Genomic DNA, 14,861 nt, shown 5'->3' with positions numbered 1-14,861 from the left:
TTCAGATCGCCCATGAAGGAGAATCCCATGACCGACGCCACCCCGATCGAAACCGCCGATGCGGTGCCGATGACCGAAACCCGGACCGTGCTGCATGTCGGCTGCGGTCTTGCCCATCCGGCGAAACTGCCCGAGGCGTATTTCCCGCTTTCCGACTGGCGCGAGCTGCGGCTTGACATCGATCCCGACGTCGCCCCCGATATCGTCGCCAGCCTGACCGACATGTCGGCCGTCGCCGATGCCAGCGTCGATGCGGTCTGGTCGTCGCACAACCTCGAGCATCTGGCGCCGCACGAGGTTCCGGTGGCGCTGGCCGAGTTCATCCGGGTGCTGAAACCGGGCGGCTTCGTGCTGGTGACGATGCCCGATCTGCAGCAGGTCGCAACGCTGGTGGCCGAGGGGCAGCTCGAAGAGCCCGCCTACATGTCGAGCCTCGGGCCGATCTCGCCGCTCGACATCCTTTACGGCTACCGCCCCGCGCTGGCCGAAGGCAACATCTTCATGGGCCATCGCACCGGCTTCACCGCCAAGTCGCTGAAGGAGCACCTGACCCGCGCCGGTTTCGCGGGCGTGACCGTCGAACGCGACGGCCGCTTCGCGCTTTGGGGGGTCGGCACCCGGCTTGCCGCGGCCTGACCGGCCCGGCGCCGACAAGATGAAGCACAGGACCGCGAAAGGCCCGGATCATCTGATCCGGGCCTTCTTCTGCATCGTGATGCGCCTGCCCGCTCCCGCCGCCCCGAAGTGCCGCCCCGGAGGGCATCGAGGCGCCGCCGGTCGGGGCCGCCGGTCGGGGCCGGACATGAAAACGGGGCTTCCAGACGGAAGCCCCGGATCGGGAAGACCGCCTCCGCCGAAGCGGAAGCGGCCGTTGTCGGATCGGATCAGAGCAGCAGCGCCGAGCGCTGTTCGTCGGTCAGATAGCCAAGCTGGGTCGCGCTGAAGGCGGCCGTCTGGGTCGAGGTCAGCGCCGCGAGATCCGCCGTTTCCATCGCGCCAAGCATCCCGGCGTCAAGGCCGGAGAGCTGGGCGGTGGTCAGAGCCATCACCTGCTTCGTGCCCAGCGCCGCAACGGCGCCCACGGTCAGCTCATTGAGCGCGGCAACGGACATCGCCCCGATCTGCGCGGTCGTCAGGCTGGCGATCTGCGCCGTGGTGAAGCCCGCCCCCTGTTCCGAGGTCAGCGCCGCCAGTTGAACCGTGCTCAGCGCCTTCACCGCGGTGGAGGTCAGCGCGCCGAAATCCTGGCTTTCGAGCGCCCCGATCTGCGCGGTCGACATCGCCGCAATCTGCGTCGCCGTCAGCGCCTTCGCCTGCGCCGTCGTCAGGGCATCGATCTGCGCCGTGCTCAGCGCCGCGATCTGGGTCGAGCTCAGCGCCTTCACCGACGCCGTCGCAAGCTTGGCGAAATCGGCCGTCTCGAGCGCCGCGATCTGCCCCGTGCCGAGCGCCGCCACCTGCGCCGAGGTCAGCACCGCCGCCTGCGCCGTGGTCAGCGCCACGATGTCATCGGTGCCAAGCCCGGCCAGAGCCGCCGCCCCCAGCGCCTTGACCTGCGCCGTGCCGAGCACGCCGTTGATCTGCGCCGTGGTCAGACCGGCGAGCTGCGCCGAGGACAATGCCCCGATCTGCGCCGTCGTCATCTTCGCCAGCGTGGCGTCGGCCAGCGCGGCGAGATCGGCGGTCTCGAGCCCCTTGATCGCCGCCGTGGTGATCTGGGCGATCTGGTCGGTGCCGAGCGCCGCCGCCTGCGCCGTGGTCAGCGCGGTGATCTGCGCCGAGGTCAGGCCCTTGACGGCCGCGGTCGAAAGCTTGGCGAAATCGGCGGTTTCCATCGCCGCCAGCAGCGAGGTGCTGAGCGCGCCGAGCTGGGCCGAGCTCAGCGCCGCAGCCTGGGCGGTGGTCAGCGCCACGATGTCGGCGGTCTCGAAGCCGGCGATGTTGCCGGCGGTGAAGCCCTTGACCTGCGCGGTGCCCAGCGCGGCGATCTGCGCCGTGGTCATGGCCCGGATCTGCGACGAGCTGAGCGCCCCGATCTGCGCCGAAGTCAGCGCCTGCGCCTCGGCCGTCGTCAGCCCCGCCATGTCGTCCGTGCTCAGCCCCTTGACCGCCGAGGTCGAGAGCAGGCCGATCTGGGTGGAGGTCAGCGCCCCCGCCTGGGCATCGGACAGCGCCGCGATCTGCGCCGAGGTCAGGCCCTTCACCGCAACGGTGCTCAGGCTGGCGATATCGGCGCTTTCGATCCCGGCCACCTGCGCGGTGGTCATCACCGCGATCTGCGCCGAGCTCAGCCCGCCGATCTGCGTGCCGCTGAGCGCCGTGATGTCGGCTGCCGCAAGCCCCTTGATCGCCGCGGTCGAGATCTGCGCGATCTGCGCCGTGGTCAGCTGGCCAAGCTGGGTCGTGGTCATCGCATCGACCTGCATCGAGCCGAGGCCCTTGATCGCCGCCGTGCTCAGATCGTCGATCGCCGCCGTCCCGATCGCCGCGATCTGACCCGAGGTCATGACGGCAAGTTGCTTGGCATTCAGGCCCTTGACCTGCGCCGTGGTCAGGGCGGCGACGGTCGCGGTGGTCACCCCGACGACGCCGGTGGCGCTGAGCGCGCCGATCTGCGTCGAGCTCAGACCGGCGACGGTGGCGGTGCTGACGCCCGCGAGCTGCGCCGAAGACAGCGCGGCCAGTTGCGCCGTGGTCATCGCCGCGACCTGGGTCGAACTCATGTTGGTGTTCAGATCCGCCGAGGACAGGCCCTTGACGGCGGCGGCGCTCATGTTGGCGATCTGCGCTGTGGTCAGCTGGCCGACCTGGGCGTTGGTCAGCGCGCTCACCTGGGCCGAGCCAAGACCCTTCACCGCCGCGGTGGTCAGGCTGGTGATCGCGGTGGTGGTGATGTCGTCGATCTGCGCCGTGGTCAGCGCGGCGAGCTGTTTCGACGAGAGCGCCGCGACGCGGGCGCCATCCAGCGCGCCGATGAAGCTCGACGTCAGCCCGGCAACCGCCGTGGCGTTCAGCGCGGCCACTTGCGCGGTGCTCAGAAGCGGCGCCTGGGTGGTGGTCAGATCGTCAAGCTGGGCCGAGCCCAGCGCCGCGATCTGCGCGGTGGTGAAACCCGCCAGCTGCGCCGAGGTGAAAGCGGCGATTTCGGCCGCCTCAAGACCCTTGACCGCCGAGGTGGTGAGACCGGCGATCTGCTCGGCGGTCAGCGCGGCAGCGGCGGCGCTGCTCAGCGCGGTGATCTGCGCCGAGGAGAGGCCGCGCAGGCCGGTGGCCGTCAGCCCGGCAAGGGCGGTCGTGGTGAGGTTGGGCAGCTGCGTCGTGGTCAGCGCGGCCAGCTGGGTCGAGGAGAGCACCGCCGCCTGATCCGAGCCGAGCGCGCCGATCGCCGCCGCACTGAGCCCCTTGATGCCCGCGGTGGTCAGCACCGCGACCTGGGTGTCAAGCAGCGTCGGGACCTGGGTCGCGGTCAGCCCGGCCAGCTGCGCCGAGGTCAGCACGCGCAGATTGGCGGTGCCGAGCACCGGCAGCTGATCGCTGGTCAGCGCGCCGAGCTGCGCGGAAGTCATCGAGGCGACATCGGCCGTCGTCAGCGCCGCGATCGCGGAGGTCTCCAGCGCCGCGATCTGGGCCGTCGTCATAAGAGAAATGGCAGTCATGGTACGTTCCCGGGTTGAAGGATCAACAATCTGCACCATCGGGAATTCCCCCCGACGGGCATCGGCCGGTTCTCGGCCACGCATGTCACCGGACCTTGCGCGCAAGCCGTTACGGAGCGGTTAAATCCGCCCCTTCGCAGCCCGCGCGGCCTTGAAAAATTAGGTCGCATTCAATTCAACCGCGGGAAAAGCCCGGTTGTTTACCGCGGATTTACCTTGCGATGCGAGGCTCGGGCCGAGACCTCTGCGAAGGTCGGCATCCAGAAGGAGTTTGCCCTTGCCATCCGTCGTTCCGTTCCTGCCCCTGCCCGGCGACACCCAGACGATCGCCGCGGCGCTGCACCAGCCCGGCGGCTTCACGGCCCAGGGCGATCTGGCGCCGCATCTGGCGCGGGCGGTGGCGGCCCTCGGGATCGAGGGGCTGGTCAGCATCGGCGAGGCCGTGGCCCCGGCGCAGGGGGTGGCGCTTTACCGCGCCTGGCTTTTGCAGCATGGCCAGAAGGGGGACTCGGCGGCGGCCTGGTACAATCTGGGCGTCGCGCTGCAGCGGATCGGCAAACATGCCGAGGCGACGGCGGCGCTTGAGACGGCGCAAAGGCTGCGGCCCGGGCTGTGGCAGGCGGGGCTTGGCCGCGGGCTGGCCTTCGAGGCGGCGGGCGCCCCCGACGCGGCGCTGAGCGTCTGGCGCGAGATCCTGCCCCCGGCCGAGGCGCGGCGGCAGATCCACATCCAGATGGCGCGGCTGCTCGAAGATCGCGGCCGTCTGGGCGAGGCGATCGAGGAGGCGCGGGCGGCGCTCTTGATCGCGCCCGACCAGCCCGACGTGATCCAGCATCTGGTGCACAACCGCCAGCGCACCACCGCCTGGCCGGTGACCGAACTGGCCGTGCCCGGCCTGTCCGAGGCGATGGCGGCGCTCCATGCGGGCCCTCTCGCCGCGCTGGCGCTGGTCGATGATCCGGCGCGCCAGGCCGAAATCTGCGCCAGCTGGATCGGTCGCAAGATCCCCGCGGCGCCGCAGCTTCTGGCGCCCGCGGGCGGCTATGGCCATGACCGGCTGCGCATCGGCTATCTGTCTTCGGATTTCTGCCGCCATGCGATGAGCTATCTGATCGCCGAGCTTCTGGAACGCCATGACCGCGCGCGTTTCGAGATCTGGGGCTATGACGCCACCCGCGACGACGGCAGCGACGTGCGCGCCCGGGTGCTGGCGGCGCTCGATCATCACGTGCCGATCCAGGAGATGACCGACGAGGCGGCCGCCGCGCGCATCCGCGCCGATGAAATCGACATCCTGATCGATCTGAACGGGCTGACCAAGGGCGCGCGCCCGGCGATCTTGCGGGCGAAACCGGCGCCGATGCAGGTGACCTATCTGGGCTATATCGGCCCGGTGCCGCTGCCCGAACTCGATTATCTGCTGTGCGACGCGGTCACCGTGCCGCCCGGGGCCGAGGCCGATTACAGCCCCCGCCCGCTGCGGATCGCGGGCTGCTATCAGGCCAATGACGGCGTCGTGCCCGAGCTGCCCGCCGTCACCCGCGCCGAAGAGGGCCTGCCCGAGGACGCCATCGTCTTCACCTGCGTCTCGCATCACTACAAGCTGACCGAGGCGGTCTGGGGGGCCTGGGGCCGCATCGTCGCCCGGGTGCCCGGTTCGGTGCTCTGGATCATCGACGACAATCCGCAGTCGCGCGCGGCGCTGACGGCGCGCTGGGCCGCGGCGGGGCTGGCGCCCGAGCGGCTGATCTTTGCCGCCCGCACCGATCCGGCACGCTACCGCGCCCGGCTGGCGCTGGCCGATCTGTTCCTCGACACCACGCCTTACAACGCGGGCACGATCGCCTCGGATGCGTTGCGCATGGGGCTGCCGCTGATCACCACCCGCGGCCGGGCCTTTGCCGCACGGATGGGGGCGAGCCTGCTCACCGCGATCGGCCTGCCCGACTGCATCGCCGCGGATCTGGCGGGCTATGAGGATCTGGCGGTGGCGATCGGCACCGATCCGGCGCGGCTCGGGGCGCTCAAGGCGCATCTGGCGACCGGCGCCTGGGAGCGCACGCTCGGCGATGCCGAGGATTTCACCCGCCGTTTCGAAGCCGCGCTGCTGGCCGGGCGGGCCGCGCTGTGACGCGGTCTCCGGCTTGCGCCTGCAAGGCCGCATGAACGCCCTTGGCCCCCAACGGGCGCAATCTGAACAGTCCGGCGGCGCCTGTCGCCAGACTGTCATGAAAGCTTCACTGGACCGGGTCATTACTTCCTGTATTCAGGAAGAATGAAAGACATTTGCCCCACCCCAAAGGCCGCCGCAGCCTTCGCCTGCCTTGGCCACCCGGGCCGCCTGGCGGTGTTCCGGCTGCTCATGCGCTTTGCGCCGCAGGGCGTGCGGCCGACGGAGATCGCCGCGGCGCTGGGGGTCAAGCCAAACACGCTCTCGCATCATCTGGCGGATCTGACCGGCTGCGGGCTGGTCACGGTCACCCGGCAAGGGCGGTCGCTGTTCTACGCCGTCGATCTTCACAAAACCGAAGCCCTGATCGGTTATCTCGCCCTCGATCTGGGCCGGGCCCGCCCGGATCTGCTGCCCAAAGCCCTTCATGAAAAGGCACATCTCATGCCCGATACGCCGTTCAAAGTGCTCTTCATCTGCTCGGGCAATTCCGCCCGCTCGATCTTTGCCGAGGCGCTTCTGCGCGATCTGGGCAAGGGGCGGTTCACCGCCCATTCCGCCGGCACAAGGCCCGGAACCGCGATCCACCCCTTCGTGCTCGAGGTGCTGACCCGCAACGGCCACGACATCACCGGCCTGCGCGCCAAGCATCTGTCGGAATTCCAAGGCCCGGCCGCGCCGCAGATGGATTTCGTCTTCACCGTCTGCGACAGTGCCGCGGCCGAGGAATGCCCGCCCTGGCCCGGCCAGCCGATCACCGGCCATTGGGGCCTGCCCGATCCGGTGAAGGCCACGGGCACCGAGGCGGAAAAGGCGCTGGTCTTCGCGCAAACCTATGGCGCGCTGCGGGCCCGCATCACCGCCTTTGTCGCGCTGCCCTTCGACACGCTCGACCGCCTTGCGCTGCAGACCCGCGTCGATGCGATCGGCGCAACGTCGGAGGGGGAATGACCATGGCCAGAATTGCGATCAACGGCCTGGGCCGGATGGGAAAATTGCTCTTGCGGCGGCTGGTCGATCTGGGCCACGGGCCTCAGGTCGTGCTGCTCAATGACGCCCTGGGCGATGCCGAAACGCACGCGCTGCTTCTGGAATTCGACTCCGTGCATGGCCGCTGGCCCACCCCCGTCGCCGTCCCCGAAGCCGGGCTTCAGATCGCGGGGCAGCACATTCCCCTGACGCGGGAAAAGACCCTCGAAGCCCTGCCGCTGGCCGCGCTCGGCGTCGATCTGGTGCTCGACTGCACCGGCCATTTCAAGACGGCCGCCAAGGTGCAGCCCTATTTCGACGCAGGCGTGCGCAAGGTCGTCGTTTCCGCCCCGGTCAAGGACGAGGGCGCGCTGAACCTGGTTTATGGCATCAACCATCATCTTTACGATGGCAGCCAGCGGCTGATCACGGCGGCGTCCTGCACCACCAACTGCCTGGCGCCGGTGGTAAAGGTGATCCACGAAGCCCTTGGGATCAAACACGGATCCATCACCACGCTGCATGATGTGACGAACACGCAGACGATCGTCGACCGCCCCGCGAAAGACCTGCGCCGGGCGCGCTCGGCGCTGTTGAACCTCATTCCCACCACCACCGGCTCGGCCACGGCGATCACGCTGATCTACCCGGACCTCAAGGGGCGGCTGAATGGCCATGCCGTCCGGGTGCCGCTGCTCAATGCCTCGCTCACCGATTGCGTCTTCGAACTTGACCGCCCGACCACGGTGGAGGAGGTCAACGGCCTCCTGCAAGCCGCGGCCGAGGGGCCGCTCGCGGGCATTCTCGGCTTCGAGACCCGGTCGCTGGTGTCGTCCGATTTCACCAACGACCCGCGCTCTGCCATCATTGACGGGCCTTCGACGATGGTGGTGAACGGCACGCAGCTGAAGCTTTACGCCTGGTATGACAACGAATGGGGCTATGTCTGCCGAATGGCCGATATCACCCGGATGGTCGCCGCAAGCCTCTGATCTTCCTTTCATCTTGCTTCAAATATCCTCGGGTGAGATGGGATCGAGCAGCCTTCCAGTGGAAGGCTGCCCCATCGAACGGGGGCAGACAGCCCCCGGCGGCCCGAACGGGAACCCGCCATGTCCGAAAACCCGATCCGCGCCTATGCCGCCGTCACCGCCGCCTATTGGGCCTTCATGCTCACCGATGGCGCGCTGCGGATGCTGGTGCTGCTTCATTTCAACGGCCTCGGTTTCAGCCCGGTGGCGCTGGCCTGGCTGTTCCTGCTTTACGAACTGGCGGGCATCGGCACCAACCTTGGCGCGGGCTGGCTGGCGGCGCGCTTCGGCCTCGCCGCCACGCTTTACGCCGGGCTCGCGCTGCAGGTCGCGGCCCTCGTGGCGCTGGCCCAGCTGAGCCCCGGCTGGTCGATCCCCGCCTCGGTCGCCTTCGTGATGGCGGTGCAGGGCGTCTCGGGCGTGGCCAAGGATCTGGCGAAGATGTCCTCGAAATCGGCGGTCAAGCTTCTGGCCCCCGCCGCGGAGGGCGGGCTTTTCCGCTGGGTCGCGGCGTTGACCGGCTCGAAAAACGCGGTGAAGGGGCTGGGCTTCTTCCTTGGCGCGGCTTTGCTGGCGCTTGTCGGCTTCAAGCCGGCGATCTGGGGCATGGCGGGGCTGCTTGCCCTGATCCTGATCGCGGTCGTGGCGTTTTTGCCCGCAGGCCTGCCGGGGCGGATGAAATCCGAGGAGGCCTGGGGCGGCTGGCGGTCGAAAGACCCGCGGGTGAACCGGCTGTCACTGGCACGGATGTTCCTCTTCGGTGCCCGCGATGTCTGGTTCGTCGTCGGCTTGCCCGTGTATTTTCAGGCGGTTCTGTCGGATGGCACCGCCGAGGGCCGACGCGAGGCGTTCTTTCTGACTGGCGGTTTCATGGCGCTCTGGATCATCGCTTACGGCGCGGTGCAGGCCTTTGCGCCCAAGCTTCTGGGCGCGAAATCCCAGCCCGAGGCCGCGATCACCGCCAAAGCCATCACCTGGGCGGGCTATCTGGTGCCGATCCCCTTCGCGCTGGCAGCCGCCGTGCTGATCGCCCCCGCGCCCGCGCCCGGGCTGACCGCCACGATCCTGATCGGGCTTCTCGCCTTCGGCTTCGTCTTCGCGATCAATTCCTCGGTGCATTCCTATCTGATCCTCGCCTTTGGCGACGCCGCCCGGATCACCCGCGATGTCGGCTTTTACTACATGGCCAATGCGGCGGGGCGGCTGATCGGCACGATGCTCTCGGGGCTGAGCTACCAGATCGGCGGCCTGCCGCTGTGCCTTGCCACCGCAGGCGCGATGGCCGCCGCAAGCTGGTGTGCCGCGCGCAGGCTGGCCTAACCGCCGGTGTGGCTCATCATTCGCGCGATCGCGCCGCGGCGGGTGACCGGGTCAAAGCCGTGGCCACCGGTTTTCTGCCCGATCGCCCGCGCAATTGCTGCGCATAAGCCGTCATCCTCGGGCGCGCCGCGCACAAGGCCGCGCAGATCGGTCTTGCCCGCCTGACCGAGGCAGGAAAACAGCTCGCCCGTGCAACTGAGCCGCATCCGGTTGCAGCTGGCGCAGAAATTGTGGCTCAGCGGCGTGATGAAGCCGATCTTCTGCCCGCGGCCCTCGACCCGCAGATAGCGCGCCGGGCCGCCGCTGGTTTCGGCTGTCTCGACAAGGCGATAGCGGCTTCCCAGCCGCGCGCGCAGATCGGAGAGCGGCCAGAACCGTTCCGCCCCCAGCCCCGCGCCCATCAGATCGAAGCCCTGGGCGCCGCACCAGTCGGTCAGCGCGAAAAGCGCGTCCTCGTTCACCCCCTTCAGTGCCACGGTGTTGATCTTGACCCGCAAGCCCGCCGCCTGCGCCGCGGAAATCCCCGCCAGCACTGGCGCCAGACGGCCCAGCCGGGTGATGCGGGCGAATTTCTCCGCGTCGAGCGTATCAAGCGAGACATTCACCCGCCGCACGCCGCAGGAAGCCAACTCCTCGGCAGGCCGCTCCGGCTGCGTACCGTTCGTCGTAAGCGTCAGCTCGCGCAGCGTGCCCAAGCGCAGATGCCGCGCCATCGCGCGAAAGAACGCCATCACGTCGCGCCGCACCAGCGGTTCGCCCCCGGTGACACGCAGCTTTTCCACCCCCATTGCAATGAAGGCGGAGCAGATGCGGTTAGATCAGCGGCGCCCCCACCCGCAGCGGCCCCCCGCCTGTCAGTTCCAACCCGGTCAAGTCCAGCCCGTCGAGGTTTTGCGCCGCCGCCAGATCGGCCAGGCAGCGCGCCGGATCGCTCGCGGCGGCGATCGGACAGGATTGATAGCGCAGTCGGCCCCGCCAGACCGGCCCCCCAGAAGCGCCAGTTCGGCGCGATGTTGCAGATAGGGATAGCCGCAAAGCCAAGCCGCCTCGACGCTGCCTTCCAGAAGCAGCGCCGTGATTTCGGCATAGGAACGCCGCCGCACCAACTTGATCGTCTGGCCACTTGCCGCGGCAAGCGCGGCACGCAGGGTTTCGGCCGCATCCGCATCGTTGTCGAAAATGACCGGCGTCAGGGCAAAGCGCAGCACCGCCTCGGCCCGCCCCCGCGTTGCGCAGAAGGCGGCCCCGCCAACCGATCAGACCGCGTCGCGTGATCCCCGGCATCCGGTCTTTCCCCAGGGCCAGATTAGGAAGCGCCCGGGGTTCGGTCCAGAAAAAACGATGGCGACCTTATGCGCCTTGACGCATGGGATGCGCCGGGAAGAATATGCGTCAAAGCGCAAAAGGTGTCCGATGATTCTTCCCGTCCTCTCCGCCCTGGCCGAACCGACCCGTCTGGCCGCGATCCTGCGACTGGCCGATGGGCGCGAACATTGCGTCTGCGAATTGATGGCGGCGCTCGACGCCACGCAAAGCCGGATGTCGCGGCATATGCAGGCGCTGAAGCAGGCGGGGCTGGTGGTGGACCGGCGCGATGCGCAATGGGTGCGCTACCGGCTGAACCCGGAGATGCCGCCCGAGATCCGCGCCGTGCTGAGGGCCGTGCTCGACGCGGCGGCCGCAACCGAGAGGAACGCCGCATGAGCGATCACAGCCTTTCCACCCGTCCGGCCCCGGACTGGCTCTGGCATCTCGGGCTGCTTGTGGCGCTGGTGCTCTGGGGGCTGATCTATCGCCAGCTTGCGCCCCTGTCCGAGCGGCTCACCGCGCTCTTGCCGATCGACCGTCACAGCCACACCGGCGAAGCCATCGCGTTTTTCCTTTATGACCTGCCCAAGGTGCTGCTGCTGCTGGCGCTGATCGTCTTCGCCATGGGGGTGGTGCGCAGCTGGTTTGCGCCCGAACGCACCCGCGCCCTGCTGGCCGGGCGGCGCGAGGGGGTGGGCAACGTGCTTGCCGCAGGGCTTGGGGTGGTGACGCCGTTCTGTTCCTGCTCGGCGGTGCCCTTGTTCATCGGCCTCGTCTCGGCCGGTGTGCCGCTGGGCGTCACCTTTTCCTTCCTGATTTCGGCGCCGATGGTGAACGAGGTCGCGCTGGTCCTGCTCTTCGGTCTGGTCGGCTGGCAGGTCGCGGCGGTCTATTTCGGCTTCGGGCTGGCCGTGGCCATCGTCTCGGGCTGGGTGATCGGGCGGCTGCATCTGGAGGGCTGGCTGCAGGATTGGGTGCGCGACATCCACACCGGCGCCTCTGCCCCCGCGGCCTTCGAGGGCGACCGGCTGAGCCTGGTCGACCGCTACCGTCTAGGTTTGGCGGCGCTGCGCGAGATCGTCGGCCGGGTCTGGATCTGGATCCTGGCCGGGATCGGCATGGGGGCGCTGATCCACGGCTATGTGCCCGAAGATCTGATGGCGCGGATCATGGGGGCGGAGGCCTGGTGGTCGGTGCCCGCCGCCGTTCTGATCGGCATTCCGATGTATACCAATGCCGCGGGAGTGATCCCGATCGTCGAGGCGCTTCTGGGCAAGGGGGCCGCGCTTGGCACGGTTCTCGCCTTCATGATGTCGGTGATCGCGCTGAGCCTGCCCGAGATGATCATCCTGAAACAGGTTCTCAGCCTGCGGCTGATCGCTGTCTTCGTCGCCGTGGTGGGCACCGGCATCCTGACCGTGGGCTATCTGTTCAACTTTCTGTTCTGAAAGGGTAAATCATGGAAATCAAGGTGCTGGGCACGGGCTGCGCCAAGTGCAAGGCCACCGCCGATCTGATCGCGCAGGTGGCGGCCGAGGCGGGCAAGCCCGTCGAGATCGTCAAGATCGAGGAGATGCGCCAGATCGTCGGCTATGGCGTGATGGCGACGCCCGCCGTGGTGGTGGGCGAAAAGGTGGTTCACAAGGGCTCGGTGCCGAGCCGCGCGCAGGTGCTGGCCTGGCTGGACTAGGAGACACTCATGACCAACGTGGATCTGCCCGAGGCACGCGAAGCCTGCCCGACCGCGTCGCAAAAGCTTTTGGCCGGGGGGGCGCTGCTGATTGATGTGCGCGAGGCGGAGGAAGTGGCGGCCTGCGGTTTTGCGGGCTGCGCGGCGATGACGATCCCGCTGAGCCAGTTCGAGGCGCGCTTTGCCGAAATCCCGCGCGACCGCGAGGTGATCCTCGCCTGCGCCAGCGGCGATCGCAGCCTCAAGGCCACGTATTTCCTGATGTATCAGGGCTATGCGAAGGTGACGAACATGAAGCACGGTCTGGCCCGCTGGGTGGCGCGGGGCTTCCCCGTCACCGGCAACGCCGCCGCCGTCAGTTCGGGCGGTTGCGGCTCGGGCACCTGCTGCTGAGCTTACCGCCCCGCCCGTCGTTGCACCGCCGGGCCGCTTTCATACCAGGGCTTGGTGCGGGCCACGATCCGCACCACCGAGAGCATCACCGGCACTTCGATCAGCACGCCCACCACCGTCGCCAGCGCCGCGCCCGAGGTGAAGCCAAAGAGGCTGATCGCCGCCGCCACCGCCAGTTCGAAGAAATTCGACGCCCCGATCAGCGCCGAGGGGGCGGCAACGCAATGCGCCTCGCCGGTCACGCGGTTGAGCCAATAGGCAAGCGCCGCGTTGAAATAGACCTGAATGAGGATCGGCACCGCCAGAAGCGCGATCACCAGCGGCTGGGCCAGAATCTGTTCGCCCTGAAAGCCGAAAAGCAGCACCAGCGTGGTGAGCAGCGCGAGGATCGACACCGGACCCAGGCGCGAAATCAGCCGTGGCAAGGCCTCGCCCCCCTCGGCCAGCTTGCGGCGGCGGATCCATTGCGCCACCGCCACCGGCACAAGGATGTAAAGCACGACCGACAGCACCAGCGTCGCCCAGGGCACAGTGATCGCCGAAAGACCCAGAAGAAACGCCACGATCGGCGCAAAGGCCACGACCATGATCGCATCATTCAGCGCCACCTGGCTCAGCGTGAAATGCGGCTCGCCGTTCGAGAGGTTCGACCAGACGAACACCATCGCCGTGCAGGGGGCGGCGGCGAGCAGGATCAACCCGGCCATGTAGCTCTCGATCTGATCGGCGGGCAGGAAGGGGCGGAACAGGACCGACAGGAACAGCCACCCCAGCGCCGCCATGGAAAACGGCTTCACCGCCCAGTTGATAAACAGCGTCACCCCGACGCCGCGCCAATGGCGGGTCACCTGACCCAGCGCGGCGAAGTCGATCTTGAGCAGCATCGGAATGATCATCAGCCAGATCAGCACCGCGACGGGCAGGTTGACGCGGGCGATCTCCATCGCGCCGATCCCGCGGAAGACGGCGGGAAACATCTGCCCCAGCGCGACCCCCGCACCGATGCAGAGCGCAACCCAGAGCGTCAGATAGCGTTCAAAGAGGCTCATGTTCTGTTGTCCTTTCCGGCGGGCAGGCAGCACGCCCCCTCGGCCGGGGGCGTCAGGCTGGCAAGGAACGCGCCCAGAGGCGCAAGAGCGTCCGGGCTGAGCGCATAGCAGATGCGCGGCCCGTCGATTTCGCCGGTGATGATCCCGGCCGCCTTCAGGATGCGCAGATGTTCCGACACCGTGGACTGCGCCAGCCCGACTGCCTCCACGATCTCGCCACCGATGCAGCCCGGCGTGGCAAGCAGCACCCGCAGGATGCGCAGCCGGGCCGGATGCGCCAGCGATTTCGCCAGTTCCGCAAGTGTGTCGTCGGTGACCATCGGCAACCTTATTGTTCGTCAATCGACGATAGGCGATGGAGCCGCGCCCCGCAAGAGGCAGGCGGCGGCCTGCCTCTCGGAGCCCGCGTTTCGGCGTTCTGGCCTCAGCGCAACAGCTGCACCTGCAGTTTGCGCGACCGGAAATGCCCATCACGATGGCAGCGTGACCGGGTTTTGCAAACGAACCAATATCGGCTCATGTGAATGGCCGCAGCGGCGTCACACACTCCACCGACGGCAAAGGGACGCCAGCCCATGGTATTTCCAGAGTCGTTCTGGAGGAGCGACCTCCGCTTCCTGCGCGTCGTTACCAACTCGTCGGCGGTGTCGAACTACCGCTATCGCGGGTTGCCGCGGGTGCAATGCCGCAGCCTCACCGTCGGCAAACCGCCCCTCACGTTGGTCTTGGCCTCTTGGACATGGTCGGCCCTGAGCCGCCGGTCGGCACTCCCGGCGCGGGCCGTCAAACCATCAGACCCGGCACGGCGCAGCGACAGGTGCGCGCAGCCCTGAACCGACCTTCGTTCGGGGTGCAGCGCGATGTCTCGCGAAGGCGGCCCGGGCGATTTGTTGACGGTGCAGTTCTGGCGTCATGCCTGAAGAGACCCCGGATTGCAGCCACGCATCGCTCCTGAAATCGTCACCTGACAACCGCCCCGCCCCGTGCCATGCTGTGCCCATGCGGATTCTTTGCGCCCTGCTTCGCCTCAGCCTGATTGCCGTCTTTCTGGCGGCGCTTGGCTCGGCTGCGCCCGTGGTCGCCGCGCCGGACGCCTGTCCGCATCCCGGCGCCGATTGCGCGCAGGGCAGGGGCGCGGGCCATTATGCGATGGTCCCCGATGCGAAACCTTCGCCCAGACCCACCACCTTCGCGCCGGAAGGCTGCCTGCAGCATTGTCTGGGCGCCTCGCTGACGCCCGAACCGATGCAGCCCGCCGCAAGGGCCGAGCGCGTC

14 protein-coding genes and 1 pseudogene are annotated in these 14,861 nt (G+C 68.2%); 10 read left to right on the top strand and 5 right to left on the bottom strand.

What is annotated here, in order from left to right; all coding sequences use genetic code 11:
* Positions 1 to 27 precede the first annotated feature (27 nt).
* Positions 28 to 636, top strand: a complete 609-nt coding sequence (locus LY44_RS14060) for a class I SAM-dependent methyltransferase (RefSeq protein ID WP_055209533.1) — start codon at positions 28 to 30, stop codon at positions 634 to 636.
* Positions 637 to 884: 248 nt separating this feature from the next.
* On the opposite strand, the gene LY44_RS14055 is transcribed toward LY44_RS14060, so the two are convergent.
* Complete coding sequence (locus tag LY44_RS14055) at positions 885 to 3,656, bottom strand: beta strand repeat-containing protein (RefSeq protein WP_146707248.1); 2,772 nt, start codon at positions 3,654 to 3,656, stop codon at positions 885 to 887.
* A 277-nt stretch (positions 3,657 to 3,933) separates the two neighbouring features.
* Here LY44_RS14055 and LY44_RS14050 point away from each other — a divergent pair, with 277 nt between their 5' ends.
* The 4 genes from LY44_RS14050 (at position 3,934) to arsJ (ending at position 9,146) form a co-directional block, all read left to right on the top strand.
* Positions 3,934 to 5,787, top strand: coding sequence for an O-linked N-acetylglucosamine transferase, SPINDLY family protein (locus tag LY44_RS14050; protein WP_081024425.1), 1,854 nt, complete (start codon positions 3,934 to 3,936; stop codon positions 5,785 to 5,787).
* Positions 5,788 to 5,931: 144 nt separating this feature from the next.
* Positions 5,932 to 6,777: a metalloregulator ArsR/SmtB family transcription factor gene (locus LY44_RS14045; protein ID WP_111396042.1), complete on the top strand. Its 846-nt coding sequence runs from the start codon at positions 5,932 to 5,934 to the stop codon at positions 6,775 to 6,777.
* Between the two features lie 2 nt (positions 6,778 to 6,779).
* On the top strand, positions 6,780 to 7,787 hold the full coding sequence (locus LY44_RS14040) for an ArsJ-associated glyceraldehyde-3-phosphate dehydrogenase (protein WP_055209521.1): 1,008 nt from the start codon (positions 6,780 to 6,782) through the stop codon (positions 7,785 to 7,787).
* A gap of 120 nt (positions 7,788 to 7,907) precedes the next feature.
* Positions 7,908 to 9,146 carry an organoarsenical effux MFS transporter ArsJ gene (arsJ, locus tag LY44_RS14035; protein WP_111396041.1) on the top strand — a complete coding sequence of 413 codons (1,239 nt, stop codon included), beginning with the start codon at positions 7,908 to 7,910 and terminating at the stop codon, positions 9,144 to 9,146.
* Here arsJ and LY44_RS14030 read toward each other — a convergent pair.
* Positions 9,143 to 9,961: pseudogene (locus LY44_RS14030) on the bottom strand (GTP 3',8-cyclase MoaA); the annotation flags it as partial. The gene arsJ and the pseudogene LY44_RS14030 overlap by 4 nt on opposite strands.
* A gap of 54 nt (positions 9,962 to 10,015) precedes the next feature.
* Positions 10,016 to 10,354 carry a type 2 periplasmic-binding domain-containing protein gene (locus tag LY44_RS14025; RefSeq protein WP_055212076.1) on the bottom strand — a complete coding sequence of 113 codons (339 nt, stop codon included), beginning with the start codon at positions 10,352 to 10,354 and terminating at the stop codon, positions 10,016 to 10,018.
* Between the two features lie 205 nt (positions 10,355 to 10,559).
* Between LY44_RS14025 and LY44_RS14020 the strand changes: the two genes are divergently transcribed.
* Genes LY44_RS14020 through LY44_RS14005 form a run of 4 tightly spaced genes read left to right on the top strand, consistent with a single transcriptional unit; the run spans position 10,560 to position 12,537 of the window.
* Positions 10,560 to 10,850: an ArsR/SmtB family transcription factor gene (locus tag LY44_RS14020; protein ID WP_055212077.1), complete on the top strand. Its 291-nt coding sequence runs from the start codon at positions 10,560 to 10,562 to the stop codon at positions 10,848 to 10,850.
* Positions 10,847 to 11,902 carry a permease gene (locus LY44_RS14015; RefSeq protein WP_055212078.1) on the top strand — a complete coding sequence of 352 codons (1,056 nt, stop codon included), beginning with the start codon at positions 10,847 to 10,849 and terminating at the stop codon, positions 11,900 to 11,902. The genes LY44_RS14020 and LY44_RS14015 overlap by 4 nt, the downstream gene beginning before the upstream one ends.
* A gap of 11 nt (positions 11,903 to 11,913) precedes the next feature.
* Positions 11,914 to 12,144 carry a thioredoxin family protein gene (locus LY44_RS14010; RefSeq protein WP_111396040.1) on the top strand — a complete coding sequence of 77 codons (231 nt, stop codon included), beginning with the start codon at positions 11,914 to 11,916 and terminating at the stop codon, positions 12,142 to 12,144.
* A gap of 9 nt (positions 12,145 to 12,153) precedes the next feature.
* Positions 12,154 to 12,537, top strand: a complete 384-nt coding sequence (locus LY44_RS14005; RefSeq protein WP_055212080.1) for a rhodanese-like domain-containing protein — start codon at positions 12,154 to 12,156, stop codon at positions 12,535 to 12,537.
* A gap of 2 nt (positions 12,538 to 12,539) precedes the next feature.
* Here the strand turns inward: LY44_RS14005 and arsB are convergent, their stop codons facing one another.
* Both arsB and LY44_RS13995 read right to left on the bottom strand, forming a co-directional pair.
* A complete protein-coding gene (gene arsB / locus LY44_RS14000) occupies positions 12,540 to 13,586 on the bottom strand; it encodes an ACR3 family arsenite efflux transporter (protein WP_055212082.1) in 1,047 nt (348 codons plus the stop codon).
* Positions 13,583 to 13,906 carry an ArsR/SmtB family transcription factor gene (locus LY44_RS13995; protein WP_055212084.1) on the bottom strand — a complete coding sequence of 108 codons (324 nt, stop codon included), beginning with the start codon at positions 13,904 to 13,906 and terminating at the stop codon, positions 13,583 to 13,585. The genes arsB and LY44_RS13995 overlap by 4 nt, the downstream gene beginning before the upstream one ends.
* Positions 13,907 to 14,585: 679 nt before the next feature.
* Here LY44_RS13995 and LY44_RS13990 point away from each other — a divergent pair.
* On the top strand, positions 14,586 to 14,861 hold a 276-nt coding region (locus LY44_RS13990; RefSeq protein ID WP_146707247.1), incomplete at its 3' end, for a hypothetical protein.

Source organism: Rhodobacter capsulatus, assembly GCF_003254295.1.
In the GTDB taxonomy this organism is placed as follows: Bacteria; Pseudomonadota; Alphaproteobacteria; order Rhodobacterales; family Rhodobacteraceae; genus Rhodobacter; species Rhodobacter capsulatus.
The sequence above is the reverse complement of the archived record's forward strand: the minus strand, read 5'-3'. Positions and strand labels throughout refer to the sequence as shown.